Annotated in this window: 24 protein-coding genes; 10 read left to right on the plus strand and 14 right to left on the minus strand. The window is 63.6% G+C overall.

Annotated features, from left to right (window positions below; translation table 11 throughout):
- Nucleotides 1–25: 25 nt before the first annotated feature.
- Entirely contained in the window at nt 26–2,770 is a 2,745-nt protein-coding gene (locus AXW67_RS08185) for an EAL domain-containing protein (RefSeq protein ID WP_063677454.1), read from the minus strand.
- Between the two features lie 61 nt (nt 2,771–2,831).
- A complete protein-coding gene (locus AXW67_RS08190) occupies nt 2,832–4,028 on the minus strand; it encodes a FecR domain-containing protein (RefSeq protein WP_063677455.1) in 1,197 nt (398 codons plus the stop codon).
- 130 nt (nt 4,029–4,158) lie between these two features.
- Here AXW67_RS08190 and AXW67_RS08195 point away from each other — a divergent pair, with 130 nt between their 5' ends.
- Entirely contained in the window at nt 4,159–5,955 is a 1,797-nt protein-coding gene (locus tag AXW67_RS08195; protein WP_063677456.1) for a ShlB/FhaC/HecB family hemolysin secretion/activation protein, read from the plus strand.
- Nucleotides 5,956–6,099: 144 nt separating this feature from the next.
- Nucleotides 6,100–6,930: an alpha/beta fold hydrolase gene (locus tag AXW67_RS08200; RefSeq protein ID WP_063677457.1), complete on the plus strand. Its 831-nt coding sequence runs from the start codon at nt 6,100–6,102 to the stop codon at nt 6,928–6,930.
- Nucleotides 6,931–7,223: 293 nt separating this feature from the next.
- Here the strand turns inward: AXW67_RS08200 and AXW67_RS08205 are convergent, their stop codons facing one another.
- From AXW67_RS08205 to AXW67_RS08215, 3 genes are all read right to left on the minus strand, one after another.
- The gene (locus AXW67_RS08205; protein WP_063677458.1) at nt 7,224–7,565 is read right to left on the minus strand and encodes a phasin; all 342 of its coding nucleotides are present in this window, start codon (nt 7,563–7,565) and stop codon (nt 7,224–7,226) included.
- Between the two features lie 145 nt (nt 7,566–7,710).
- Entirely contained in the window at nt 7,711–7,896 is a 186-nt protein-coding gene (locus AXW67_RS08210) for a hypothetical protein (RefSeq protein WP_027551047.1), read from the minus strand.
- Nucleotides 7,897–8,354: 458 nt separating this feature from the next.
- The gene (locus AXW67_RS08215) at nt 8,355–8,819 is read right to left on the minus strand and encodes a hypothetical protein (protein WP_063677459.1); all 465 of its coding nucleotides are present in this window, start codon (nt 8,817–8,819) and stop codon (nt 8,355–8,357) included.
- Between the two features lie 195 nt (nt 8,820–9,014).
- Here AXW67_RS08215 and AXW67_RS08220 point away from each other — a divergent pair, with 195 nt between their 5' ends.
- Nucleotides 9,015–9,371, plus strand: a complete 357-nt coding sequence (locus AXW67_RS08220) for a hypothetical protein (protein WP_063677460.1) — start codon at nt 9,015–9,017, stop codon at nt 9,369–9,371.
- Between the two features lie 46 nt (nt 9,372–9,417).
- Here AXW67_RS08220 and AXW67_RS08225 read toward each other — a convergent pair whose 3' ends face one another.
- Entirely contained in the window at nt 9,418–9,993 is a 576-nt protein-coding gene (locus AXW67_RS08225; protein ID WP_027551050.1) for a hypothetical protein, read from the minus strand.
- Between the two features lie 45 nt (nt 9,994–10,038).
- Nucleotides 10,039–10,572 (minus strand): GcrA family cell cycle regulator, encoded by a 534-nt coding sequence (locus AXW67_RS08230; RefSeq protein ID WP_063677461.1) that lies wholly within the window; start codon nt 10,570–10,572, stop codon nt 10,039–10,041.
- Nucleotides 10,573–10,742: 170 nt separating this feature from the next.
- Between AXW67_RS08230 and AXW67_RS08235 the strand changes: the two genes are divergently transcribed.
- Both AXW67_RS08235 and AXW67_RS08240 read left to right on the plus strand, forming a co-directional pair.
- A complete protein-coding gene (locus AXW67_RS08235; protein WP_027551052.1) occupies nt 10,743–11,351 on the plus strand; it encodes a S24 family peptidase in 609 nt (202 codons plus the stop codon).
- A gap of 115 nt (nt 11,352–11,466) precedes the next feature.
- A complete protein-coding gene (locus AXW67_RS08240) occupies nt 11,467–11,742 on the plus strand; it encodes a hypothetical protein (RefSeq protein WP_027551053.1) in 276 nt (91 codons plus the stop codon).
- A gap of 39 nt (nt 11,743–11,781) precedes the next feature.
- Here the strand turns inward: AXW67_RS08240 and AXW67_RS08245 are convergent, their stop codons facing one another.
- Entirely contained in the window at nt 11,782–12,756 is a 975-nt protein-coding gene (locus tag AXW67_RS08245; protein WP_027551054.1) for a quinone oxidoreductase family protein, read from the minus strand.
- A 224-nt stretch (nt 12,757–12,980) separates the two neighbouring features.
- On the opposite strand from AXW67_RS08245, the gene AXW67_RS08250 reads away from it, so the two are divergent.
- The 3 genes from AXW67_RS08250 (at nt 12,981) to AXW67_RS08260 (ending at nt 15,660) form a co-directional block, all read left to right on the plus strand.
- A complete protein-coding gene (locus tag AXW67_RS08250; protein ID WP_063677462.1) occupies nt 12,981–13,181 on the plus strand; it encodes a hypothetical protein in 201 nt (66 codons plus the stop codon).
- Between the two features lie 149 nt (nt 13,182–13,330).
- Complete coding sequence (locus AXW67_RS08255) at nt 13,331–14,278, plus strand: AAA family ATPase (protein WP_063677625.1); 948 nt, start codon at nt 13,331–13,333, stop codon at nt 14,276–14,278.
- Between the two features lie 5 nt (nt 14,279–14,283).
- A complete protein-coding gene (locus tag AXW67_RS08260) occupies nt 14,284–15,660 on the plus strand; it encodes a vWA domain-containing protein (RefSeq protein WP_063677463.1) in 1,377 nt (458 codons plus the stop codon).
- 36 nt (nt 15,661–15,696) lie between these two features.
- Here the strand turns inward: AXW67_RS08260 and AXW67_RS08265 are convergent, their stop codons facing one another.
- Complete coding sequence (locus tag AXW67_RS08265; protein WP_063677464.1) at nt 15,697–15,879, minus strand: hypothetical protein; 183 nt, start codon at nt 15,877–15,879, stop codon at nt 15,697–15,699.
- Nucleotides 15,880–16,248: 369 nt separating this feature from the next.
- Here AXW67_RS08265 and AXW67_RS08270 point away from each other — a divergent pair, with 369 nt between their 5' ends.
- A complete protein-coding gene (locus AXW67_RS08270; protein ID WP_063677465.1) occupies nt 16,249–16,470 on the plus strand; it encodes a hypothetical protein in 222 nt (73 codons plus the stop codon).
- A gap of 162 nt (nt 16,471–16,632) precedes the next feature.
- Nucleotides 16,633–17,952, plus strand: coding sequence for a dicarboxylate/amino acid:cation symporter (locus tag AXW67_RS08275; RefSeq protein ID WP_063677466.1), 1,320 nt, complete (start codon nt 16,633–16,635; stop codon nt 17,950–17,952).
- A 124-nt stretch (nt 17,953–18,076) separates the two neighbouring features.
- On the opposite strand, the gene AXW67_RS08280 is transcribed toward AXW67_RS08275, so the two are convergent.
- From AXW67_RS08280 to AXW67_RS08300, 5 genes are all read right to left on the minus strand, one after another.
- On the minus strand, nt 18,077–18,499 hold the full coding sequence (locus AXW67_RS08280; RefSeq protein ID WP_063677467.1) for a hypothetical protein: 423 nt from the start codon (nt 18,497–18,499) through the stop codon (nt 18,077–18,079).
- Entirely contained in the window at nt 18,496–20,061 is a 1,566-nt protein-coding gene (locus AXW67_RS08285) for a tetratricopeptide repeat-containing sulfotransferase family protein (RefSeq protein ID WP_063677468.1), read from the minus strand. The genes AXW67_RS08280 and AXW67_RS08285 overlap by 4 nt, the downstream gene beginning before the upstream one ends.
- Nucleotides 20,062–20,151: 90 nt before the next feature.
- On the minus strand, nt 20,152–22,206 hold the full coding sequence (locus AXW67_RS08290) for an alkaline phosphatase family protein (protein WP_245315477.1): 2,055 nt from the start codon (nt 22,204–22,206) through the stop codon (nt 20,152–20,154).
- Nucleotides 22,207–22,437: 231 nt separating this feature from the next.
- Entirely contained in the window at nt 22,438–23,811 is a 1,374-nt protein-coding gene (locus AXW67_RS08295; protein ID WP_063677470.1) for a hypothetical protein, read from the minus strand.
- A gap of 102 nt (nt 23,812–23,913) precedes the next feature.
- Complete coding sequence (locus tag AXW67_RS08300) at nt 23,914–25,149, minus strand: allantoate amidohydrolase (protein WP_063677626.1); 1,236 nt, start codon at nt 25,147–25,149, stop codon at nt 23,914–23,916.
- Nucleotides 25,150–25,379 lie beyond the last annotated feature (230 nt).

The following is a 25,379-nucleotide window of genomic DNA, read 5'->3' on the forward strand; positions in this document are numbered from 1 at the left end:
ATCGGAATCCGTCACTGATGCCCGCTCAGGCCGCACTGACGGATTCGCGCTCGACGACCAGAAACTGACGTTCCAACGCATCGGCCGGCATCGGACGGCCGAAGAAATAGCCCTGCCCTTCCGCACATCCCATGCTGACGAGGAAGTCTGCCGTAGCGCGGTTCTCGATCCCCTCCGCAACGACGGTGAGACCGAGCTGCTTGCTGAGGCCAATGGTCGAGCTGACGATCGCGGCATCGTCGGAATCGGCGAGCAGGTCCAGCACGAAGGACCGGTCGATCTTGAGTCCATCGAGCGGAAACTTCTTGAGATAGCTCAGACTCGCGTAACCCGTGCCGAAATCGTCGAACAGGATACGGACGCCGAGTTCCTGGATCCGCTTGAACATGTCTAGCACGCGGTCCTCGTCGAGCAGCAGGATATCCTCGGTGACCTCGAGCTCGAGCAGCGAGGGCGTAAGCCCAGTGGCATCGAGCAGCGTCGCGACCGAATGCGCGAGATCGCCGGAGTGAAGCTGCGACGGCGACAGGTTGATCGCGACGCGCACACTTTGGCCGGACAGCTCCCAGGCCCGCGCCTGCCAGCAGGCGGTTTCCATCACCCAGCTCGCAATCCGCTCGGACAGTGCCGAGGTGTTGACCACCGGCATGAACTCGCCGGGCGAGACGTAGCCCCGCACGGGATGCCGCCAGCGGATGAGCGCCTCGGCTCCGACCAGACCGCCGTCGACCAGGCGAACCTGCGGCTGGTAGAACAGTTCGAACTCGCCGCGGTCCGCGGCGAGCGCGAGCTCGCTTTCGAGCGTCAGCCTGTTCTCCAATTCCTGCCTGATAGTGCTTTCGAAGATCACATGGCTGCCGCGCCGGGTCGCTTTTGCCCTGGAGAGCGCGAGATGGCCGTTGCTCAGGAGATCCTCCGCGCTGTGGCCGCCGTCCGGATAGACGGCAACACCGACGCTGACCCTGACGCGGTGCTGGCGCGTGCCCGTGGCGAGCGGCAGCTCGAATGCGCGGGCAATGCGCTCGGCGAATTCCGCAACCGGCTCGCTGTCCTCCCTGCATTGGCGCGCAATGGCGAATTCGTCGCCGCTGAGCCGCGCAATGACCGTCTCGTCCCCCGCCTCTGATTTCAGACGCGCGGCGACCGCCCGCAGCACGAGATCTCCGGCCGCGTGTCCCAGCGTGTCATTGATGCGCTGGAAGCCGTCGAGCCCGATCACGAGCAGCGCGACCTCGCAGGACTGCGGCTCGACATCCGCGATCAGGCCGACGAGCCCGGCATGCAGCGTGTTGCGATTGGCAAGACCGGTCAGTGCATCATATTCGGCAAGATATCTGACGCGCTCGGCCTCGCGCTTGCGCACCGAGATGTCGCGCAGGATCGCGCCGTATTGGAAGCCATCCGTGCCCTGCCAGCCCGAGAAGCTGGCCTCGACCGGGAACGTCTCGCCGTTCCTGCGCCGGCCTTCGAACTCGACCACGACCGCACCGCCCGGGACGAGCAGCGCCTGCCGCGCGGCGTCACGCATGGAGAAGGGCTTTGCGCTGCCCTCGGCCGGCTTTGCACAGAGCGCCTCGAAGGGCTGGCCGATCATTTCGGCCGGCATGTAACCGAAGATCGCGCTGGCGCCGGGATTCCACACCGTGATCCGATGATCCTCGTCGGTGCAGACGAGCCCGTCGCCGAGCGACATCGCAATGCGGTGGAAGCGGCTTTCGGCGATTCGCCCGAGCAGGCTGCGGAAGTCGATCTCGTCGAGCGCGATCGCCGTCAGATAAGCGAAGATGGCGATGTGAAGCAGCGACGTATCGATGACGAACGGCCATTTCGACTGGACCAGGGCTGCGATCAGCTCGATCGCAGCTCCCGCCGCGACCAGCATCGCGACGCGGAGGCCGGGACCAACGCGGCGCCATGAGAATATCATCAGGAGGCAGATCACGGACAGGCCGAGCACCATGCCCAGGTCCGAGGTCCGGCGCAGCATGCGCTGCTGAATGATCGATTCCGCCGCGAGCGCCTGAAGGACGGGGCCTGAAACGATGCCGCCGTTCGGAACGCTGAAGCGATCGCCGAGCTCGAGCGCAGTGGCACCGACGATGATCCTCTTGTCCTTGAGGCTCGCCAGGGTCGCGGGATCGCCGCGCAGCACGTCGGCAAAGGACACGAGCGGAATAGACGCCGCGCGGATACCGAAATCGATCAGGAACGGAGAGGTGCGGCTTGCATTCTGCCCAGCCAGTACGACAGCCATCGACGGCACGAAACTGTCACCGAGCTTCTCTCCGAACGGATAGCGGCGTACGAGGCCGTCAGGCTCGACCGTGACGTTGACGACGGCGGGCCAGGACTGGTTGCTGAACGGCTTCAGCGGGCGATTGATATGTGCCGCGCCCCCATTTGGCACCGGTTGCTTGAAAGAGGGCAGGATCGTCGCGCCGCCGACATCCCTCAGTGCTTTGACGAAGGCCTCGTCGGAGGCGGGATCGGATGGCGTGCTGAAATCGACGTCGAAGGCCACGTCCTGGACGCCGGCACTTTCGAACTTCTGCAGCAACTCGGCATGCAGCCGGCGCGGCCACGGCCACACACCGATCTGGTCGATTGAGGGCGCATCGATCGCGACGATGACAACGTTGCCGCTGGCCGCACGCGATTGCCAGGTGAAGCGCAGATCGGTGAGCGCGTTGCGGAGCGCAGCGTGCCATCCCGTGGACAGCACGACCGCCAGCGCAATCACGACCAGAATGTGCGGCCTGTAGCGTTTCACCTTGCTCCCCCACACATCCGGCCAATGCCGTGATGTGCCCCCTCATGTTGACCGCGCGATGCTAGTGATGGCCCCTGCCCCAAGACCACCCGTAGTGGTGACCATTGTTGCCGTTGTTACCGTCATTGCCGTTGCCGCCGCTCCCGTTGCCGGTCGCGCCATTCCCGCTGTTTCCGTTGCCGGAGCTTCCGCCGGACACGTCGCTGGTCGAACCGGCAGTCGTGGCCACCGTCGTCGTCCCGCTTGACGACGTCGTTGCGGTACTGCTGGCGGCGCCGTTACTCACGGTCGCCGCGGTCACGGTCGTGCTGTTGCTGGATGCGGTCGTCGTGCTTGCCTTCGTGTCGCTCCAGACCGTGTCGGTGCTATTGGCGGCATTGCGCACGTGGCCTGTTGCGGCGGCACCATGGGCTAGCCCATGCGTAACCTTGTGGAAGTTGAGCTTGACCTCGCCGAGCGAGCTCGAGATGCGCACCGTGCCCGGCTTGGACGACCCGGCGCCACCAGCTCCCTGATGGGATTGCGTCGGCACGCCGGCCGCCCTGGTCCCCTTGTCGATCTGGCCGAGCGCATGAATCGCATGTCCGGAGGCCGCATTGCGCGGCGCGGACAGTCCCGATTTCGGCACAGGAATCCGCTCGACCGTCGAGGCGCGCGGCTTGCCCTGCTCGATGGGATTGAAGGTACCGGCGCCGCTCAGGCTGAGGCCTGGCTTGCCATGCTCGAAGGCGGTGGCCGCCTGGCCCGGCATGACCTGGGCGATCTGCCCCGTCTTGAAGTCGGAGACTTCAACCTGGCCCCGGACTACGCCGACCTTGGTGCTGCCGGCGCTCACCGTGACGCTGAACTGCGTTCCCTTGACCACCGCGGCGAGGTAGGGCGTCTCGACCTCGAAATGCTTGACGTTGCGCTTCTCGACTTCGAGCAGGATCGAACCGGCCTGCTGAATGATCGTGGTCGAGAGGCCCTCCTTCTTCTCGGCCGGCAAGCCGACCACCGAGTTGGGAGAGATCAGAATCGTTTCTTCGCCGCGGACGAGCAGCACGCGCCCGTTCCGCCCGGTGCGAATGGTATCGCCAGGCTTCAGCGTCTCTTCCTGGTTCAACGAGACCTGCCGTGCGCCGTCGGTTGCGCGCCAGACTTCGCCCGACGCCTTGCTGATCGACCAGACGCCATCCTCTGCGGCGGATGCGCCGGACGCAGTTCCCAGTATCAGCACCGCCATCAAAGCGCGCCGCATTCCAACTCTGCCGAGCATGAGGATCCTCAGTCCGTGGTCCAGTCGGACCTGAGGCATAGGGCAAATAGCTCAAGAGAGAATTAGCCGGAACCGGCAAGCGGAACCGTCGCATTAACCTTTCATTGACCATAAAAAACTAAGAAAAATCATGCGGCTAACGAATGCTTACCGGTTCTTGCGAACCTCTCCGTTGAACTACGGGGAGAAGTTCGGTGAGCGCGGTGATAGATCGCATCTCCTCGCCACCTTGGCGTTGCTGGCACCGATCTTTACGGGAATGCCGCACGCGCTCGCGCAGCAGGCGAGCCAGCCGGGGTTTGATCCGCGCCAGCCCGAGAAGTATTTCGATAACCAATCCGATCAGGAATCGCTCAGCCGGCCGCCGGTCAAGTTGCCGACGATCGGTCAGCCGAATGTCGCGGCCGATGCCGGGCCGCAATTCGTGCTGCGCGGCATCAACGTCAGCGGTGCCCATGCGATCTCCCGCGAGCGCATCACCGGGACTTATCAGCCTTATCTCGGCAAGAGGGTCACGCAGGCCGACCTTGCCGCAATCGCCGGCGCGATCAGCGAGCTCTACCGCGCCGAAGGCTTCCATCTGAGCCGGGCGATCGTGCCGCCGCAGGACATCACCGACGGCCGTGTCCAGATCCGCGTGATCGAAGGGGCAATCGTCCAGGCCGAGCTGAAGGGCGACGATGCCGATCGGCTCGGCGTCAGGCCGATGCTTGGAGCGGTTCTGGCCGAGCAGCCGTCGCGTTTCGCAACGCTTGAACGCCAGCTATTCCTCATCAACGGCAGACCCGGCGTCCGGATCACGGATACCGCGCTTGAGGAGATCGGCGGCCCCACCGGCCGCTTTCGTCTCACGATCTCCTTGAAGACCTGGCACGTCTTCACGTCGTTCGGACTGGACAATCTCGGATCATCGTCGGTCGGTCCCTGGCAGACCTATGCGACGAGCGCCTTTAACTCCTACCTCACGCCGGGCGACACCCTCGCGGTCAACTTGTCGACCATCGCCAACGATCCGCGCCAGCTCGGCTTCGCCCGGCTGTCCTATGATGCGCCGGTCGGCGTCGACGGCGTGCGCGTCGGCGCCTCCGTCCTGTACAGCGCGGTGCGGCCGGGTGACGTCCGGCGCCTTGCCAGCGACATCACCACGACCGAAGCTTTCGAGGTGCGGGCCAGCACCGTACCCTTCATGTCGCAATGGTCGGCCCTCACGCTCACGATGGCCGGGACCTTCAGCAACGTGTCGGAACACGATCTGTTCGGCCCGTACTACAGCGACCACATCAGGACGGCGAGCCTGACCGCCGACTACCGGCTCCAGGATCGCTTCGGCGGCACCAACTTTGCGACCTTCACCTATCGCCAGGGTCTCGACATCTTTGGTGCCTCGCATTTCGACGATGATCTGTTGTCGCGCGACGGCGCTTCGTCGAATTTCTCGGTGCTGAACCTCTGGTTCACGCGCTACCAGGCGCTCAACGACACCTGGTCGATCAAGCTCTCCGCGGCGAGCCAGACCGCATCGCGGCCGCTGTTCACCTCGCAGCAATTCTACCTCGGCGGCGCGGCCTTCGGCCGGGGCTATGGCGCGGCCGAGATCAGCGGCGACAACGGCCTCGCCGGCTCGTTCGAGCTGCGCTTCGACCAGAAGGTCAATTTCCGCTACTGGAGCGGCTATCAGATCTACGCCTTCGGCGACGCCGGCGCAGTCTGGAACGACGGCTACCGCCTGAGCGACGGCCTGTCACTGACCTCCGCCGGCGCCGGCGCGCGGTTCTTCCTCTTGGACGATTTCCAGGCCGATCTCGGCGTTGCCGTCCCCTTGAGCTACCGGGCACCGGACAATACGCGCCGCACCCCGCGCTTTCTGTTCACGCTTTCCAGCGCGCTGCGGGTTTGCCCGGAACGCGGCAAGGCTGGCTGTCCTTAAGCCCTCCGCTTTTTGCGCTGCACGCGCTCCTTCTGGGACCTTTCTCACAGACTTGCCTAAATTTAATCCCGTAGCCTGCTCACGATCGCTCGATCCGGGAGTTCCCAATGACCACGTTCAGTCAAAAGTGATTGGGAAGGAACCATGAAGAGGGTGCTGGCAATTCTGGCCTTTCTCGGCGTGCTTGGCGTGGGCCAGTATTTCGTCGTCAGCAAGTTCGCCATTCGTCATGAGACGGTGACCTTGTTCGACGCCACGCGCCAGCGGCCGATCTCTGTCGACGTCGCAGTGCGCCGTGACTACGAGACCAAGGCCAATCTCGGCCTCTGGAAGCTCCCGCTCGCCATCATCAGCAACGGCAATACCGTCAAGGCCACCGAGTATTCGTTCCTCGCCAATGTGCTCGCCGCGCGCGGCTATCTCGTCGCGAGCATCCAGCAGGACCTGCCGAGCGATCCGCCGCTGATGACCCATGTCGGCGAGCAGTATGTCGGCCGGCGCCAGGTTTATATGCGCTGCGAAGCCAACATCCTTTTCGTGCTTGGCGAATTGAAGAAGCGGCAGGAGCACGTCGAATACGATCACATCACGCTGGTCGGCCATTCCAACGGCGGCGACGTCTCGATGTATGTCGCTCATCAGCATCCGGAGCTGGTGTCCAAGGTGATCACGCTGGACAATCTGCGGGTGCCGTTCGTGGTCAACGACCACCTGAAGATCCTGTCCTTCCGCTCGAAGGATCCGCACTTCGTGACCGACCCCGGCGTCCTGCCGACGCCCGAAGAGGCCAAGGCGCGCGGCATCGACATCGTCCATACCGGCGCGCAGCACACGGAGATGAGCGACCGCGGACCCGACGCGGTCAAGGAGAAGATCCAGGCGACACTCGACCGCTTCCTGCGCGACAGCGCCAGCAACGCGCTCGCGCCGGCCGATACGTCGAGCCCGATGATCATGAACCCCGCCGATTACTAGCCCGCCAGCCTTGCGCCAGATCAACGCGCCTCCGGTCCGAGCGCGATAGGAAGGCCGCACCGCATCGGAGGGGCACATGCCGCACCCTATCGAGAGCCTTGGCCTGCCCGCGGCTGGAGTGCCGGCGTTGTTTCATCGGCTCTATCGTTCCGCCCGCAGACGACTCCGGTCGATCATCGCCCGCATCGATCTCTCGCAATTCCCGGGATCGTGCTGCGGGTGAGCACGAGTGCCAGACATGCAAATCCCTGCCGGTTTGAGCCGGCAGGGATTTGCGTGGGTTGCCAATGACTTCAGGACTTGCCCTTGCCGGGCTGCATGATGCTGCCGGTCATCTGGCGCATGTGGTCCCCGGCGCTGGTGAACTGGCTGCGCAGGAACTCGGACTGGATCTGCATGGCTTCCTGAAGATCGGTGGCGTGAACGAGCTTGCGCGCATGCTCGAACGCCGACTTCATGTTCTGCTCGGTGAAAGCGAGCGCCTGCTTCGACACCTCCGTGCCCGCTCCCGGCACCGTCGCCATCGATTTGGTGGCGGCATCGAAAAACAGGCCGAATGCCTTTTCCGCCTGGTCGATCGTCTTCTCGGCCAGGTCGCGCAATTCGGCCGGAACTTCGAGCTTCGGTTCAATCATGTCGCACTCCTCCCTTTTTTCTTACTGATTATCACATTTGCAGCGTCGGCTTCCAGCGGCCAGACCAGGCTACAGGCGCAGCCGGACGCCCGGCGTGCGACGGGACGGACGGTGGTCGAGGCATGACGTGGGCGCGTAGCCCGGCTTACGACAGGGGATGCTCAGGGAGAGAGTCGTCTGTGGCGAGATCTTCGACGAGCTTGATGACCTCAAAACGCTGCCGCGGCGCAAGCTTCAGAAATGCGCGCAGCAGGCGCAGGCTTTCGACGGTGCTACTCGCGGGCGCGCCGAGCTTCAGGTGCAGTTCAGCCGCGAAATTGAGGTTTTTCATCTCGCACCTATGACAAGGATCGGCCTTGGCGGTCTGACGTCGAGCTCCCGCTCGAGAATTGGACGCCGTGGCGGCGAAGAATTCTCGGCCAGGGCATCCCAGGGGGTTGGTACGCTGAACTGCACATCCGAACGGATCGGCTCAACCCGAGAGGTTGCAACTATGCCAAGGAACAACCCATCCGGCAAGCCAATCTATCGAGGCAGCGATGCTTGGTCGGCATCGCACCACGGCAATTCCGGATAACAGGAATATGCACCGACGTCACCCACCTGCGTCAAGAAGCGACATCGGTGCACACACTGCCTTGATCGAGCTCGATGCCGCGGGCTTGCCCTTTGTTTTGTGTCTAAATGTGAACGGAGCCACGCATCGCAATGCGGACATATTGTCTCGATTTGAGCGATGGCGGCCGATCCAGGGCGTCGGAGCCCTTCGCCGGATACCGTCCGAGCGAATTATTGCTTCTTCAGCGTATACACGTAATCGTTGAGCCCGATTTCGGCGGTTGCATCGTCGACGAAGTGAAACTCGATCTCGCACCCGGTCTCCAGCGTCTTGATTTTGCCACCGACAAAGCCGAGCGATGCGGCGAGCGCCTTGGGATCGGCCTTCTTGCCGGCGCGCCGCATCTCGTCGAAAGCGCCCTGGAAGATCATGTCGGGACCGTAGTCCGTCACCTTGTACTGCGGCTTGGCGCAGGCCAAGGGACGCGGCCCGGAGATCTCCTTCACCTTGATGGCCAGCGCCTTGCCCATCAGCCGCGCCTGCTCGCTGCCGTCGGGCTTACGATGCGGATCGGCCCATGGCGCAACCACAGCCGTCGTGACCGTCCAGCTCCCGAGATAGAAGGGATCGGCCGCCATGGCGGTGCCGGGCACGCCGAGTGACGCAACAATGCAAAGCGTGACAATCAATTTCATCCGATGTGCCCCCTCAAGCTCTAGGTTTGGACTCGGTTCTCCGCGTCACGGTTCACCAATCCCCGATATTTTCCGATGCGTGAACCGTGATTCAAGATCGAACGACCAAGCCGTTGCGAAACGGCCACGCAGATCACGGGCGCCATGGCTGGACCTCTTCGATTCGGGCGCGCGTCAGCACCAAAGGACGACGGCATGCTTTCTCGCTGCGATGTCATCAAGGGCGCCGCGGTTGCGCTTTTCACTCTCTCGATACAGGGCGCATGGGCGCAGGAGATCAAGATGAACCTCTTCAAGATCGTCACCACCAAGGACGAAATCATCATCGGATTGTCAGCCGAGGAGCTCCAGGCGATCGGCGGCAACGATGCGAGCGCGGTTGCGCATGCGCTGGCGCAGAAGGGCGACCTCACCGTCTGGCAGTACAATGTGCATCGCGGCCAGAACGGCGAATTGCAGCAGGCGCCGACCGCCAAGATCGGGCTCCTCGCCAACGCCTCGCTCCGCGTCGAGCCCTACACGACGCCCTACCAGATCGTGCCCCATCCGTAAGCGGGGAACGGGCGCGCCGGCGGCGGAGGTTGCCGGCGCGCCGCTCTCATCGGCGCCGCTCCGTGCGCTGCGGTCCAATTTCCGTCGCAAAGCCGTAGACCAGCGCGAGCCGGTCGAGGCATTCGCGGAATCGTCGCGCGAAATAGTCGTTCCAGCGCTGGCTGCGCACGGCGCGGCGCTGCCCGATCTGATCCATCGTCAGTCCCAGGACCAGCACGTCGTGCACCAGCGCGGCACCGTCGGCGCCGAGTTCGCGCTCGACGCGGTTCAGCCGCAGCACCGCCTGGCGCTGGCTCTCGGTGACCGCCTCGCGCGTGCGCGTGCCGTCGACATATTCGCGGGTTGGATCCACCGCCTGGGGACCGCGCTCCGCCCTCTCCCAGTCGTTCTGGAAGGCGCGACCGCCGCGGTATTGGGCCTCGTCGATCTGGCGATGAGAATGCAGCCGACCGAGCGGATCGCTGCGGATCGAGCGCATGGCGACGATCTTCTCGCCCGGCTCGAGCGCGAGGGGATTATCGACCGCGACCTCGGCCACTTCGGCATTGAATGGCAGATCGTGCGAGGGCCAGTCGTTGAGCCTTGCCAACCTATAGGACTTGTTGCGTCTGGCGCGTACCACTCGGAAGCTCCATGCAAAATTGATAATTGAGAGGACGTCCGCCCGTCAGGCGGCGGAGACCAGTCTCAGCACGAGGGGGCCCGCGCAGCGCGTCGATGCCGATCCCGGCCCGCGGGTCAGGTGGAAGTGCGGCGTGCAATAGCTCGTGCCGGGCTGTCGGGGATGACCGCAGAAGGCGATCTCCTCCCCGTCCTTGTCGCCGCCATAGGGATAGCGGCAATCGCCAGGCTCGAGTTCGATCAGCGAGATCAGGCGCGGCTTGATGCCGACGCAGCGCAACTTCACCGGCCGAGCGGGCTTCAGCACCGATTCTGGCGGTTGGCTCGAGTTCGGCAAAACCGGCGCGCGCGGCGCGAGCGGGGAGATTGCGCCCGGCAAGCGCGGCACGATCGAGGGACTCTTCATCCGTGCGGGCGCGGCGAGCCCGAGCCGCTTGGCCCGGCCGACCACCGCGCTGCGCGTATAAACCGTTCCGAATCTTGCGTTAATCTCCCGTCCGATCTCCGCGTAAGACATCCCTTTGAGAAAATAGTCGCGAAGCGCGTCGGAGTGCTCCGACGGCCAACTGCCCGGTTCCATGCTGCTGTCCTGTGATACGCCATTCACAAACCGTCACGGCCGGGATGGCGAAACACATATTCCGGTATTCCGAAACACAAGTCAAGCAGTGACTTCTGATATTCATAATTGCATCAATTCCGAATTTCGGATTAGAAGAGGCAGGACCATGGGTAATCGAGGGAATCACCATGTTGGACGTTGCGATGATCGAGCGGGGCCTGGAGAAGACGGGCAAGAGCAAGGGCGGGCTGGCGGCGGCCATGGGCGTGCGCCCGGGCGCGGTGTCGGAGATCCTCGGCGGCGAACGCCTGGTGAAAGCGTCCGAAATTCTGCCGATCATGGAATATCTTGAGCTCAATCTCGCGCCGGTCATGGGCCGCGTCGGCGCCGGCGCCGTGATCGAGCCGGATTTCGAGCAGGTTCCGCCGGAAGGGCTCGGCGAGGTCGTGCTGCCCTTCCCGATCATGGAAGAGACCGTCGCCTTCGAGATCGTCGGCGATTCGATGCTGCCCAAATACGAGAGCGGCGACGTGATCGTGGTCTACAAGGATCAGCGCTACCCGCTGTCGAGCTTCTACGGCGAGGAGGCCGTAGTCCGCCTCAAGACCGGCGAACGCTACCTGAAGACCATCGAACGCGGCAAAAGTCCGTCCGTCGTCAACCTCACCAGCTTCAACGCCAAGCCGATCGTCGGCGTCAAGCTGGAGTGGGTCGGCGAGATCTGCCTCTCGATGCCCAAGGGGCAGCTCGAGCGGCTGCGCGCGAAGTCCGCGCGGCCGCGCAAGAAGGGCAGGTAAGGCAAGCCCGGCCAATTTCCGATTTTTAGAAATCACACCTTGACCTAATTCCGTTTTTCGGAAATACTCTGCCGCAGAGCCTGCGACATGCGGGCCGCGGCAGGGTCAATCTTAGATGCAGTATTTCGTCGTGATGATCGACTATGGGCGGCGCGGCCGCGAGGCGATCGTCGACCCCGAGATCACGCGGCGCGAGGTCATCTCCCGCGTCGCCTCGGGTGAATACAGCAACGTCTCGTTCATTCACGAGATCGTGGACAGTTCAGTCGAGGACGTGACCGAGGCCATCCTGACCGAGGCCGCCCTGCCCCAGGTCCCGCCTGACGAGGTCGACCTCCAGGCGGTCCGCCTGGATCACGCCCGCGACCTGTGCAAGCACGAACGGACGTGACGCAGGCGTGGAACGCCCGCGTCACCGTCCGATAGCACCTCATACCAAGAGCACGGTCGATCCCGTCGTCTTGCGCGCGGCGAGATCGGCATGCGCCTTGGCGGCGTCCTTCAGCGGATAGGTCTGGTGCACTTCGATCTTGACCGCGCCGGACTTGACGACATCGAACAGCTCATTGGCCATCGCCACGAGATTCTCGCGCTTGGCGGCGTAGGTGAACAGAGTCGGACGGGTGACGTAGAGCGACCCCTTCTGTGCCAGCAGGCCGAGATTGAGCGGTTCGACGGCGCCCGAGGACTGACCGAACAGCGCTGCGACGCCGAGCGGCGCGAGGCAGTCCAGTGACTTCAGGAACGTGTCCTTGCCGACGGAATCATAGACCACCGGCACTTTCTTGCCGCCGGTGATCTCGTCGACCCGCTTCACGAAATCCTCGCGCGTGTAGATGATGACATGGTCGCAGCCATGAGCCTTGGCGAGCTTGGCCTTCTCGTCGTTGCTGACCGTGCCGATCACCGTCGCGCCGAGATGCTTCGCCCACTGGCTCAGGATCGTCCCGACGCCGCCGGCCGCGGCATGGAGCAGGATGGTATCGCCGGCTTTCACACGATAGGTCTGCCGGATCAGATATTGCGTGGTGAGCCCCTTGAGCATCATCGCAGCCGCGGTCTTGTCGTCGACCCCGTCAGGCAGCTTCAGCAGGCGATCGGCGGGGATCAGCCGCGCCTCGGAATAGGCGCCGAGCGGCGAGGCGCCATAGGCGACGCGATCGCCGGGTTTCAGATCCGTAACGCCGGCTCCGACCTCTTCGACGACGCCAGCTGCCTCGCTGCCGAGCCCGCTTGGCAGTTGCGCCGGATACAGGCCCGAGCGGTTGTAGATGTCGACGAAGTTGAGACCGACGGCGGTGTGGCGGATGCGCGCCTCGCCCGGCCCAGGCTTGCCGACATTGACCTCCTCCCAGACCAGGACTTCCGGACCGCCGGTCTTATGAAAGCGAATGGCATGCGTCATGGACGTTGCTCCCTTGTTGTTGGAGTTGAGACCGGACAATCGGTTCGGGCTGTGAAATAGGCATTTAATCCGCCCGTTACAGTACAGAGACGTAACAAGAATGTCACAGCGAACGACAAACGCCCGTCGTTCCACCTCTGTTCGAAAGAGTTGATGACGGTATCAGAAAGCTCGGCAGTACCTTCTGCGCGGGGTTCGGTGGTTGTCTGCGAAGGAGACCCGAGATGCCAGCCTATGTACAGCATCATCAGGATATCGAGATCGCGCCCGTGAATTGTCCGACCTGCATGGGGTTCCTGCCAATGTATGTGCGCGAGGTCGAGCCGCATTGGAGCCTTGCCAAGATCGACTTCGTCTATGAGTGCGCCGATTGCGGCGCCGAGCTCAGGCAGACGATCCGCAAGCCGGAGGCCCTGCGGCACTGACCGGGGCGAATATATCCTCCGGTTATCTATTTGCGCTAAACGGAAAATCGGCCGCTCACGCGAATCTGGTTCCTCCCAAACGAGGCTTGTTCTTTGCCGGGGACGCAGGCAGAACAAGCCGCAAGCAAGACCTTTGGGAGCGCCCATTCGTGGCTGATCAGAAGGCCTCGACCTCGATCGAGGCAGTGGAGAGCGGCCTTGCCGCGCAGGGCTATATCGCGAGCCGGCAGATCGCGACCGCCGTCTATTTGTCGCAACAGATCGAAAAGCCGATCCTGGTCGAAGGTCCTGCGGGCGTCGGCAAGACCGAGCTTGCCAAGGCTATCGCCGCCTGGCGCGGCATGAAGATGATCCGCCTGCAATGCTACGAAGGCCTCGACGAGGCCAAGGCGCTCTACGAGTGGAAGTACGCCAAGCAGCTTCTCTACACCCAGATCCTCAAGGACAAGCTCGGCGAAGTTCTCGGCGGCGCGCAGACCCTGCACGCCGCGCTCGACCAGCTCCACGATTTCGGCGACGTGTTCTTCTCCAAGGAATTCGTCGAACCGCGGCCGCTGCTCCAGGCCCTGGAGCAGCCCGGCGGCTGCGTGCTGCTGATTGACGAGATCGACAAGTCGGACGCCGAGTTCGAATCGCTGCTGCTGGAAATCCTCTCCGACTTCCAGGTCACGATCCCCGAGCTCGGCACCGTCTCCGCGATCACACCGCCGACCGTGATCCTCACCTCCAACAGCGAGCGCGATCTCGGCGACGCCTTGAAGCGGCGCTGCCTGCATCTGCATATCGGCTTCCCCGAGCAGCGGCTCGAAGAGCGCATCGTCGAGAGCCGTGTGCACGGCATCTCCCAGACGCTGCGCCGGCAGATGGTCGGCTTCATCCACGAGATCCGCTCGCTCGACCTGAAGAAGCTGCCCTCGGTCAGTGAGACCATCGACTGGGCACGCGTGCTGGTGCTGCTCCAGGCTTCCGAGCTAGACACCGAGATCGTCAAGGACACGCTCAACGTGCTCCTGAAGTACGAGGCCGACATCGAGGCGGCGGCGCCTCAAGTCACGACCTTCATTGCCAAGGCGGCGCGGTCCAACGTCTTCGGTTGACGCCGATGCGCGAGAACCTCCATCGTTTCTTTCGGGCGGCGCGTGGCGCCGGTGTCCGTGTTTCGCCCGCAGAAAGCATTGATGCGATGCGCGCCGTCGCGCAGGTCGGCGTATCCGACCGCGCCATCCTGCGCGATGCCCTGCTGTTAACGCTCGCCAAGTCGCAGGACGAGAAACTCGCGCTCGGCGACTGCTTCGATCTGTTCTTCAGCCAGCCGGAACCTCGGCAGGAGCAGGCCGAAGCCGATAGCGAGGACGCTGCGCAAGGGACGGACCAATCCCCCTCATCCGGCGCGGCCAGCGAGGCAGCCGGCCGTGAGCCGACGGAGGGATTGGGCCCGCTTGCGCAGATGCTGCTGTCGCAGGACCGCAATGCGATCGCCGCTGCGATCGCCAGCGCCGCGGGCGCGGCCTCGCTGTCTGACATCCGCTACTCCACCCAGCGCGGGATCTTCTCGAGCCGCATTCTCGACGCCATGGGCCTCCAGCGCCTGCGCGATGATCTCGACGCGTTGACCGCGACCAACCCGTCGCTCGCCGAGCGCCTGCGCGCCGGGCTCGACGCATTGCGCGAAGCGGTCCGTGATACGGTCTCGCAGGGGCTCGCGCTCTACGCCCGTGAGGAGGCCGAAAACCTTCGCAACGACATCTTGCGCAACGCGCCGCTCGCGCGCATCGAGCGGCGGCAGGTCGAGGAGATGCGCGCGCTCATCCGCAAGATCGCGCGGCGCCTGCGCGAGCGCTTCTCGAAGCCCCGCAAGCGCCAGCGCCGCGGCCATCTCGACGTTCGCCGCACGCTGCGCCGCAATGCCGCCTGGGGCGGCGTGCCCTTCCTCACCGCCTGGAAGCGCAAGCACCGCGACCGGCCGAAGATCGTTGCGCTGTGCGACGTCTCGGGCTCGGTGGCGCAGGTATCGGACTTCTTCCTGCTCCTGATCCACTCGCTGCATGAGGTGGTCGACGACGTCCGCTCCTTTGCCTTCTCCTCGCACCTGATCGAGGTCAGCGACATCCTTGAGACGAAGTCGCCCGAGGACGCCATGCAGGAGATCATGTCCAAGGTCGGCTTCGGCTCATCCGACTATGGATCTGCGCTGGTCGATTTCGAGAAGGAGTTCATGAGCACGCTGACACCGCAGACCACGGTCATCGTGCTCGGCGACGCGCGCAGCAACAATCTCGATCCGCGCGCTGACATCCTGCGACGCATCTCCGAGCGCTCGAAGCGGCTGGTCTGGCTCAATCCGGAAGGACGGCTCGCCTGGGGATTTGGCGATTCCGAGATGCCGCGCTATGCGACCTTCTGCAGCGTGGTGCGTCAGTGCGCCACCGCACAGCAGCTCGAGCGCGCGGTGTCCGATATCGTGGCGACCTACCAGTAAACGGCGATCACATTAGCGGAAAATACGAACCGGCGGTCAGCCTCGCACCAGCTCCGTGTGGGCATGATTGCATTCCCGGAAGTGATAGGCGATTTCGTCCAGCCCGCGCTGTTTCCATTCCTCGGCCTGCGCGAGCCAGAAACCCCGGCGCTCTGAATCGAACGCCGCACGTTCGCGACAGAGGGACTCCTGACTGCGGATTTCCACCAGCCTGTTCATGCACTCCACTCCTGCCGTGTGAAGCCATTCCTCGGGAATCACCGTAACAGAGTCTTGAAGGGCTCGTCTCAGATTTCTGTGCACATCGCGACCAGAATGGGACAGGCGTGCTTCCCGTGCACTGCGGTAGTTCGCGGCGCAACATCAAGTGCGGATCAGCAATTAGTGATCGAAGATCTGGGACGATCTTCATACGCGAACGATCTTAACCCTTGTGGCGCAATGAAGCTCTTGTGGTGCAATGAAGTGCGGCAATTTGTGAAGAGAGGTTCCAAACACCTCACCGAATTCCGGACTCAATGTCGTCGCATGGTTTTCATGCACCGCGGCTAAGTGGTGCGTGCGAACCGTACTATCGCTTGAGGCAGCATGAGCAACGACGTCGACTTCGATCTTTCATCGGACCAATGGGAAGCGCTGAAGGGACTTCGCAATCCGGCGTCGACCGGCCGCCTCTCGAAGGCCTATGTCGTCGAAGGCCTGGTCAAGCTCGGCCTCATCGTTATCAACGATGGCGTGCCCGCAATAACGCCGACCGGGCGCAAGGTGCTGGTGCGGGGATCGTGCCGGCTGCTGGATCTTGTGGCGTGACGAAGGTTGCCTCTGGCGCGGGCCGGACCAAGACCCCAACAGCAAGGTAGTCTCTTTTTCTCCTCTCCGAAATCGGACTGCCCTGCCTTAGGCAGCGACAATCTGGCACGGTTGTTGCTCCTTTTTTGACGTCCAAGACGCGTCAAACCGGGGGAGCCCACCATGTCTACGATCGTCGCTGCGCCGGCCACCGAGCCGAAGCCGCTTTATACCTCGCTGTTCGTTCAGGTCCTGGCGGCCCTGATCCTGGGCATCATCCTCGGCGTGACCGTCCCGGACTTCGCTATCGGCCTCAAGATCCTCAGCGATGCCTTCCTCAAGCTGATCTCGATGATCGTGGCACCGATCGTGTTCTGCGTCGTGGTGCACGGCATTGCCGGCGCCGGCGACCTCAAGAAGGTCGGCCGGGTCGGCGTCAAGGCGCTGGTCTATTTCGAGGTGATGACCACGGTCGCGCTCGTGGTCGGCCTCCTGCTCGCCTACATCTTCGGCCCCGGCCACGGCATGACCATCGATCCGTCGGCGCTCGACGCCAAGGCGCTCAACAGCTATGCCGATAACGCCCACAAGCTGCAGGGCGGCGGCATCGGGGCATTCCTGCTCAACGTGATCCCGAGCACCTCGTTCGATGCACTGTCGCGCAACGACGTGCTCCAGGTGCTGTTCTTCGCCGTCCTGTTCGGCGTCGGCCTTGCGCTCGTCGGCGGCGAGAAGGGCAAGCTCGTCACCTCCATCATTGACGCGGCCTCGACCGTGCTGTTCCGCGTCATGGGCCTGATCGTGCGGGTGGCTCCGCTCGGCGTGCTGGGCGCGGTCGCCTACACCGTCGGCAAGTACGGCGTCGGCTCGCTGAAGCAGCTCGTCTCGCTGGTGATGCTGTTCTACATCTCGGTCGGCATCTTCGTGCTCGGCGTACTCGGCGGCGTGATGGCGCTCGCCGGAATCAACATCCTCAAATTTCTCGCCTACCTGCGCGAGGAGCTGACCATCGTGCTGGCGACCGCTTCCTCCGACGCGGTGCTGCCGCAGATCATGAAGAAGCTGGAGCGGATGGGCGTGAAGGATTCAGTGGTCGGTCTGGTCATCCCGACCGGCTATTCCTTCAACCTCGATGCGTTCTCGATCTACCTCACGCTCGCCGTCGTCTTCATTGCGCAGGCGACCAACACGCCGCTGTCCTTCGGCGATCTCCTCCTCGTGCTCGGCGTATCGCTGATCACCTCGAAAGGCGCGCACGGAGTGCCGGGCTCGGCGATCGTGATTCTGGCGGCGACGCTGAACGCGGTGCCGAGCATCCCTGCGATCGGCCTCGTGCTGGTGCTCTCGGTCGATTGGTTCATCGGCATGGCGCGCGCGCTCGGCAATCTCGTCGGCAATTGCGTCGCGACCGTCGTGGTGGCTGCCTGGGAAGGCGACCTCGACCGCGCCAAGGCGACGCAGGTGCTTGATGGCGGCGAGACGGTGGACGTGACGGCGGGCTGAGGCCTGGGGCATGGTCCAGGAAGATGTGAAGCGTTTTCCCTCAACCGTGGAACGCGTTTGCGCCAAGGTCATGCTCAAACAGCAACCAAAGCGCGATGACGCTTCACCCCAATCTCATCGCGCTTTAGCGCAAATGCCCGTGCTCAAAGTGCTTGCGTTCCGCGGCCGTGAGCGGCGGCCTCGGCGCGCTTGCCGGAGCCACCGCAACATCGACGCTGGTGCTGTGCCGCCCCAGCACCAGCACGTCAATGCCTTCGGACGTAATCCGCATCGCGTAATCGTAGCCGTCGAGAACCCGGGCTGCCACGCGCGAGAGCGGCCCGTCGAAAATGCCCGTCATCTGCATCTCCAGCGGGTCGTTGGCACGATAACGCAGGTTGAAGCGGTCGTGCAGCGCCGCAAGCACGTCATGCAGCGAGGCGCCACGGGCCTCGAGATGGACGGCGTCCGGTCTGCCACTGACCTGCACCTCCGCCCATGACGCGCGGTCGATGACCGAGAGGATGGCGGCTGCAATCATGAGCGGAAGGAACCGCAGCATCGTCATGCCAGCTCCGCCTCGGGAATCTCGCGCGCCAGGCGTTCGCGAAGCGGCCTCAGCCGTTCGGCATGGTGGCGCCATTTGCCGACCGAGGATGCGTAGATCGGGCGTCGCACCTGCACGGCGCTTGCGGTCGCGGAAGGCGCAGGGCTTTCGTGAAAGCGCAACACGCCATCCTCCCAGGGAAGCCCGAGAAAGCGGATGATATCCCGGCTCGCCGCCGCCTGATCCCGCACGACGTCCTCGTAGTTGATTTCCATGAGCACGTGCGGCGGCAGCACGCTGCACCAGTGGCGCGACAGACGGCGGTAGGCCAGGTAGTAGTCCGCAAGCTCGGTCTGGTGATATGAGAAGGGGAACTTGCCGCGGAAGTGCGCTTTGTAGATCGCCCAGCACGCATCCATCGGATGCCGCTGCACCAGGATGATCTTGGCCAACGGCAGCGCAGTGTGAATGAGGCCGCAATAGAGATAGTTCTCCAGCGTCTTGTCGACGAAACGGACATTATTCGGCACGCGAAGCGCCGTGGCTTGGTCGAGGTAGCGCCGGCCGATGCCTGCGAGGTCGCGGCTGCCCGGCGCGTCTGCCATGGCGCGGTGCATCTCGGCCGCGAAAGCGCCGGTCTCACCGACCGAATGCATCGCGGAATGGCTGGCGATGATTCGCTCCACCAGGGTCGTGCCGGTGCGCGGCAGTCCGGTGACGAACACCGGGGCGGCTTCCGCGTAGCCGCGCGGAGCGGCCTCGATCCAGCTTCGCGAGTGCGCGCGGACGATCGCGTCGATCTCGCCGAGCTCGGCGGCAAGATCGCGCGGAAGCGACTGGCGCTGGAGGTTGCAGCCGGCCTCGACATGGTCGAAGGCGAGATCCCAGCGATCGAGATCCTCGCATTCCTTGCCGAGCGCAAAGCGCAGCATGATCGCACTCGGCGCCGACAGCCCTCCCGCGCGAAGCAACGCTTCCATCTCGTCGATATGGTTGCGATCCAGGCTCTGAATGCGCAGGTCCGAACGCAAGTAATGGGCGAGGCCGTAGCGAGGGTCGCATGCGATCGCCGCGTCGCAATGCGCTTCGGCATCGGCGAGTGCGCCGATCATGCGCTCGGCAGCCGCCAGATTGAACAGATATTGCGGCTCGTCCGGCCGTACGGCCACCGCGCGGCGGAAAAGCTCCCTCGCCCGCTGCTGCAGCCCGAGCAGGCCGAAGATTGCCCCGACCGCGTCGAGCGCGTCCGGCTCCTCGCCGAGATGTTGGGTCGCGGCTTCCACCGCTGCGCAGGCCTGACGCGTCTCGCCTTTCACGAACAGGCATTTCGCACGCAGCACCAACGCGATCGGGTTGGTCGGTGCGAGCGCGACGGCACGATCCGCGCTGACCGTTGCCGCATCCGGTCGGCCACGCAGCAGCGCGGTTTCGGTCAATAACGCCCAGGCGCGCCAGTCCGACGAGTTGCTGGCGAGCACCTGCGCGCAGATTCGCTCGGCGGTCGCCAGATCTCCGCTCGCGAACGCGCGGCGCGCGGTATCCACCGAAGCGACACTCGCCGCATGCTGTAGCGTGGCGTTCACGCGAATTGCTCCGTCCTGCGAGGATCGACATAAGACAACCCGGCAGCCTTCGGGCTGCCGGGTCATCATTCCGGAGAAGGTCAGTTTCGATCAATCATCGTCGCGACCGTCGTCATGACGATCGGCGAAATTGAAATTGCCGAACAGGTCGCCGATTGCCGGCCGGTTGACGGGAACGTAGGGATTGTCGTCCGACGCAATCGGGTTGGGCAAGGCATCGCGCGTCTTCGCGCCCAACGGCTTGAGGTGCCAGTTGCGCTCGATGAACTTGGTGATCGAGACGTGATCGCCATATTCGTGCGACACGTGTCCGCCGCGCGAAAATTTGGAGACGACGAGCAACGGGATGCGGGTGCCGTCGCCGAAGAAGTCGACCGGCTGGACATAGCCGGAGTCATAGTAGCCGCCACCCTCGTCCATGGTAATGACGATCGCGGTCGACTTCCACAGCTCCTTGTTGGACTTGACCTGGTCGATGATCTTCTTGGAGAAGGCCTCGAAGATGTCGAGCCGGGACGACGACGGATGACCGTCGTTGAACGTGCTCGGCTTGACGAAGGACACGGCGGGCAGATTGCCGTTGGCGATGGCGTCATAGAGATCGAGCGTGTCCTTCAGGTGCGCGTTGCGCTGCGTCGCGTCGGTCATGACCGACGCCGAGTACAGGAACGGATTGCAGATGCTGCAATAGAGATAGGCGACCGGATCAAGCGAACCGAAGTTCGCGCCGAGCCCGGGCGCCGTCTTGAAGTCGTTCCAGCGCTCGCCGAAGTAGGCCCAAGACACGTCGGCCTGCGTGAGCTCGTCGCCGATGTGCCGCTGCTTGATCACCGGCGGCAGCGTGAAGGGGCCGTTGTTGATCGGATCCTGCGCGCCGCTGCCGATATAGGCCGGAGCATAGTTGTTCAGGAGGTAATAGGCGTTCGGCGCGCAGCGCGACGATACGTGAATGGCGTTCAGATAGGTGACGATCGGGCCAACACCCGGCTGGCTCGGATCGGAGCAGTTAGAATAGCTGCCGCCGCCATAGCCGTCGTTGAGGTACCAATTGTTGGTGCCCGGCGCGGGGTTCGGGTTCTCGATCTCGTTGACATATTGCGGCGGATTGGCGCCGGGAACCAAAACGTGATCCGGCGTCGCCGGATCGCCCTTGGCATCGGCATAATAGAGCGCGTCGGCATAGCCGATCGCCATATGGTTGGCGAAGGTGCCGCCCATCACGGCCTGATGGAAATTGTCGTTGAGCGTGTACTTGCGTGCAAGCTCGGTCAGGTAGGGTGCGTCGCCCTTGGCGACGTTGTAGAAGCCGAGCGCGATATTGCCTTCCTTGAGCGGCTTGGGTGTAGGGTTGCCATTGCTGCCCGAGGAGACGGTCTCTTCCACCCACGTGAAGAGATCGGACTGGCATCCGCTCGGATTGTGGTGCGTCGCCTTGCCGGCGTCGCAGTCGAGCTGCTGCCACATCTGGTAAAACCGATGCACGGGGCTGCCGCCATAGGTGTTGTAGAGGCTCGTCGGCGTCTCGCCGCCCTGCGCCAGCGTCACCAGGGGATACGGACCGTTCGGCAGATTGTCGAAGTCCAGGATGCGCGAGTCGGGTGAACTGCCGGGCAGCCCCGTCGCGCCGGTCGTCAGAAGCGGCAGGTCCTGCTGGTTGAGGCCATAGTCCGCCTCGGCCGCGAGCTGCAACGTGGCAAGGCACCCCGGACCATTGAGCGCGGCCTGGTCGACGGACGTGTAGCAGGACTGCGGCGCGTAGGAGGTCCCCGGCACCTGCACCTTGTTGTTCGTATTGTTGTACGGCGTCTTCTGGCCAGGGTTGTTCGAGTAGGTGCTGGTGGCGACGGCGGAGAACTGCGCGGCCCTGGCGTAGTTCGGACCGGGCAAGCCGTCCTTGGTGATGATGCCCTTGGAGAGGAGATTGTCGACCCGCTCGCCCGGACGGTGCGGCTCATAGGTCGCGAAGACGTGGTCGAAGGTGCGATTCTCACCGAGGATGACGATCACATGCTTGATCGGGCTCTCGGTCCGGTTCCCATTCCTGTTGCTGCCGCCGAACGTGTTGTCCATCGCATAAACGTCGTGTCCCATCAGCGACAGGATCGCGGCGGTCACCACCGTACGGTCGCGCAGACATCGTGTCATCCTTGAAAGCATGGTCGCCCCTCTGTTCGTTTTCTGAATGCAGAGAATTGTTTCAGTACGTGCAAGGCTAAGGGGCGCACTTGTCAGTCGTGCTGCGAGGGCATGTCACTTCCAATACGCAAATATGACGACGTGTAGAGGCTAATTGTCGCAACCAGCCAGCGCTTGTTGATTGCACTCAAAGGCTTGCCGGCGATTGCCGCGCGAAATGCCCATCACAACCGGGGCGGGTCAGTCATTCCAATGGAGCAGCGGCTTTCCGAACGCCCTGCTCCACACGGACAGGAAGCGGGGAAACCAGGAGTGAGCCACCGCGCCCTTATAGGCCCAGGTGCGATATTTCAGGCCTTCTTCCGACAGCAGCTCCTGATATCCGCCGTGAACCTCGGTCGCGGTACGAATGTCCTTCAATATCCCCTGGGCGTAGGACCGGTAGGTATCGGTCCCTGAAACTGCATCATAGTCCAGCATGCGATCGGCAAATTCGACGTTGAATGTCGGCCAGGAGGAACGCCCCTGGTAGGCCGGCGCCGCAATCTTGTGGATCACCTTGTTTCGCGGATTATCCGCCGACACCAGGAAGTGGAACGTCCCGGGTATGCGAAACCGCGGTTCGGCGATGATCAGATCCGTCGTGGCCGCGAACAGCACGCGCTCGCAAGCATCATTCAGATTCCAAAATCCGCGATGCACGCTGACGAAATCCAGCGCAACCGAGGACACCGGCGAGCCCGCCGGGCCCTCCAGGGAATGCCTGATATAGCCGTCCTTGCCGAACAGACGGAGCAGGTCCCTCTTGTACTGCGCAAGGTCACGCCCGAGTAGCCGCTTCAGCTCGTTCTCGTCGACGACCCCGAGCTGCACGCCCCACACGAAGGTGGTGTAGACGCAGGCATTGGTGACAAACCGCCGGCGTTCGGCGCGGGTGTCGGTTGCGGCAGAACGAGGGGCGCCGGCATCGCACAACAAATACCTGGCGCCGTCGTCATCGAATGACTCCAGTTCGCTTGCGAGCTGCAAGATCGCGCGCTTCAGGTCGAGGCCGTATTCGGCCAGCAACAAGCGGCCGGCATGCGCGCATTGTGACATCGCCAGATAGGATGACGCCCTCTCCTCGGCAGAGATCATCTGCTGGAGACCGGCCAGAATGCCGAGCAGCGTGTCCGAGGGCCGCGAGAAATAGTTCACGCCGAGATACCGGCCGCGTCCCGCCGGCACGATGGTCGTCGTGACGACGTCGGCACGAACTGCCTCCAGCAACAGACGGACGCTTTTTTCAAGCAAACGGACACGCCGGATCGCGTCCTGCGAATCCATGATTGTTTCGGGATCGAGAACGTCGGGATAGAACCAGGCGAAATCGCGTGGGTAATAGGCCGATGCGTGCGGCGCGCCCGTGACGAGGAAAGCCTCGGTCACCGAAAAGGCGCTGTCCATCGAGTGCCGGTAAAGGTCCTCGATCGCCGTCGACAAGAGATGCGACTTTCTCAGGAATCGATCACCGAGAAAGTTGACCGCCTGAATGGCGTTGGCGACGAAGGTCGCAGCCATGCCCTGATAAAATCGGTTCTCGCGATGTGGTGGAAAAGAGATGTCGCTGTTCATCTGCGCAAGCTGGCTGGTGTCTCGTGATCCCGGTGATGGCCGTCACCATTCTAAACATGTCTGATTCGTGTCTCTACCCGGTGACTTGCGGGCTCCTGACGGTCAATTCGCGCCGGCGCGGTCCTCCCGCGGCCGAAAATTCTCTATCGCCCGCAATAGCACGCGCGCACCTGCGTCCGCGTCCGCCAGATCGACATGCTCGTCGGGATGATGGCTGATGCCGCCGCGGCACCGAACGAAGATCATGGCGACGTCGGCGATATCGATCATGGCCATGCCGTCGTGGCCGGCGCCGCTCGGCAGTTCGAACACGCCAAAACCTTCCGCGGCGACCGCCTGCGCGATCTGCTCCTTGAGCCAGGGCGCACAGGGTGCCGTGCGGTTCTCATGGGTGACGTCGAGCTGCAGCGCGAGTTGCCGGCGCTTCGCGATCGCATCGATCTGGCGGACGACGTCGGCCACCGCGCGCTTGCGATGCAAGTCGGTCGGCGCGCGCATATCGATGGTGAAGGACACTTCGCCCGGGATGACATTGGTCGCACCGGGCGTGGCGTGGATATAGCCGACGGTGCCGACCAGCCCGCTTTCATCGGTGCGGCAGAACTGCTCGATCGCGCCGATGCACTCGGCGGCGCCGGTCAGGGCGTCCCGCCGCAGCGCCATGGGGACCGTTCCGGCGTGACCGGCAATGCCGGTGACGACGCCGACAGGCAGGTTCTGCGCTTCCAGCACCGGCCCTTGCTCGATGTGCAGCTCGAGATAGGCGAGCAGTTCGCCCCGGGTGCGCGCCGCGGCGCCGACACGGTCGGGATCGAGGCCGAACTGCACGAGCGCATCGCGGATCGAGACGCCGTCACGGTCGCGCACATTCAGAACACTCTCATCAAAAGTGCCGGCGACCGCGCGGCTGCCGAGCAGCGTCGAGGCAAAGCGCACGCCCTCTTCGTCGGCAAAGCCGATTATCTCGATCGCGAACGGCAGGCGCTTGCCGCGGCGGTTGAGGTCGGCGACGCAGGCGATCGCCGTGATCACGCCGAGCGGCCCATCCCATTTGCCGGCGTCCCGCACGGTGTCGTAGTGCGAGCCCAGCATCAGGCAAGGCGCACCCACACGCTCGCCCTCGTAGCGGCCGCAGACATTTCCGATCGCATCGAGATGCGCGCTCATGCCGGCCTCGCGCATCCAGCCGAGGATGAGCTCCGCGGCCGCGCGCAGCTCCTTGCTGAGATAGATGCGGGTGAGCCTGCCCGTCTCTTCCGAGATCCCAGCAAGCTCGTCGATCCGGCGCACGATCTGTTCGCCGAGCGATGCATCTTGAACGGCGCTACCAGCAGCCATCGCGATCAAAGCTTCCATCCTAAAGGACCCGCCAAGGAGCAGTCCCGGTGAGAATCGATACAAATTCGGTGCCAGCGAAATCGGCGACCGGCGCCCGCGCAAGTCAGCGACTGGTTAGCACGGTTGCCACGGCCGGCAGATCGTCCAGCCAACACTGCACACGCACCAGCCGGTTAACCTGCTTAACTCCCTTGCATACAATTAAAAAATACAGCCTAAAAAATAAGCAA

The sequence above is a fragment of the Bradyrhizobium neotropicale genome, from assembly GCF_001641695.1.
Taxonomy (GTDB): Bacteria; Pseudomonadota; Alphaproteobacteria; order Rhizobiales; family Xanthobacteraceae; genus Bradyrhizobium; species Bradyrhizobium neotropicale.

What these genes read in the sequence shown, in the direction of transcription:
- AXW67_RS08190 (WP_063677455.1), bottom strand. Translation starts at nt 4,028, where the DNA reads ATGCTCGGCAGAGTTGGAATGCGGCGCGCTTTGATGGCGGTGCTGATA.
- AXW67_RS08195 (WP_063677456.1), top strand. Translation starts at nt 4,159, where the DNA reads ATGCGGCTAACGAATGCTTACCGGTTCTTGCGAACCTCTCCGTTGAAC.
- AXW67_RS08200 (WP_063677457.1), top strand. Translation starts at nt 6,100, where the DNA reads ATGAAGAGGGTGCTGGCAATTCTGGCCTTTCTCGGCGTGCTTGGCGTG.
- AXW67_RS08205 (WP_063677458.1), bottom strand. Translation starts at nt 7,565, where the DNA reads ATGATTGAACCGAAGCTCGAAGTTCCGGCCGAATTGCGCGACCTGGCC.
- AXW67_RS08210 (WP_027551047.1), bottom strand. Translation starts at nt 7,896, where the DNA reads ATGAAAAACCTCAATTTCGCGGCTGAACTGCACCTGAAGCTCGGCGCG.
- AXW67_RS08215 (WP_063677459.1), bottom strand. Translation starts at nt 8,819, where the DNA reads ATGAAATTGATTGTCACGCTTTGCATTGTTGCGTCACTCGGCGTGCCC.
- AXW67_RS08220 (WP_063677460.1), top strand. Translation starts at nt 9,015, where the DNA reads ATGCTTTCTCGCTGCGATGTCATCAAGGGCGCCGCGGTTGCGCTTTTC.
- AXW67_RS08230 (WP_063677461.1), bottom strand. Translation starts at nt 10,572, where the DNA reads ATGGAACCGGGCAGTTGGCCGTCGGAGCACTCCGACGCGCTTCGCGAC.
- AXW67_RS08235 (WP_027551052.1), top strand. Translation starts at nt 10,743, where the DNA reads ATGTTGGACGTTGCGATGATCGAGCGGGGCCTGGAGAAGACGGGCAAG.
- AXW67_RS08240 (WP_027551053.1), top strand. Translation starts at nt 11,467, where the DNA reads ATGCAGTATTTCGTCGTGATGATCGACTATGGGCGGCGCGGCCGCGAG.
- AXW67_RS08245 (WP_027551054.1), bottom strand. Translation starts at nt 12,756, where the DNA reads ATGACGCATGCCATTCGCTTTCATAAGACCGGCGGTCCGGAAGTCCTG.
- AXW67_RS08250 (WP_063677462.1), top strand. Translation starts at nt 12,981, where the DNA reads ATGCCAGCCTATGTACAGCATCATCAGGATATCGAGATCGCGCCCGTG.
- AXW67_RS08260 (WP_063677463.1), top strand. Translation starts at nt 14,284, where the DNA reads ATGCGCGAGAACCTCCATCGTTTCTTTCGGGCGGCGCGTGGCGCCGGT.
- AXW67_RS08265 (WP_063677464.1), bottom strand. Translation starts at nt 15,879, where the DNA reads ATGAACAGGCTGGTGGAAATCCGCAGTCAGGAGTCCCTCTGTCGCGAA.
- AXW67_RS08270 (WP_063677465.1), top strand. Translation starts at nt 16,249, where the DNA reads ATGAGCAACGACGTCGACTTCGATCTTTCATCGGACCAATGGGAAGCG.
- AXW67_RS08275 (WP_063677466.1), top strand. Translation starts at nt 16,633, where the DNA reads ATGTCTACGATCGTCGCTGCGCCGGCCACCGAGCCGAAGCCGCTTTAT.
- AXW67_RS08280 (WP_063677467.1), bottom strand. Translation starts at nt 18,499, where the DNA reads ATGACGATGCTGCGGTTCCTTCCGCTCATGATTGCAGCCGCCATCCTC.
- AXW67_RS08290 (WP_245315477.1), bottom strand. Translation starts at nt 22,206, where the DNA reads ATGACACGATGTCTGCGCGACCGTACGGTGGTGACCGCCGCGATCCTG.
- AXW67_RS08295 (WP_063677470.1), bottom strand. Translation starts at nt 23,811, where the DNA reads ATGAACAGCGACATCTCTTTTCCACCACATCGCGAGAACCGATTTTAT.
- AXW67_RS08300 (WP_063677626.1), bottom strand. Translation starts at nt 25,149, where the DNA reads ATGGCTGCTGGTAGCGCCGTTCAAGATGCATCGCTCGGCGAACAGATC.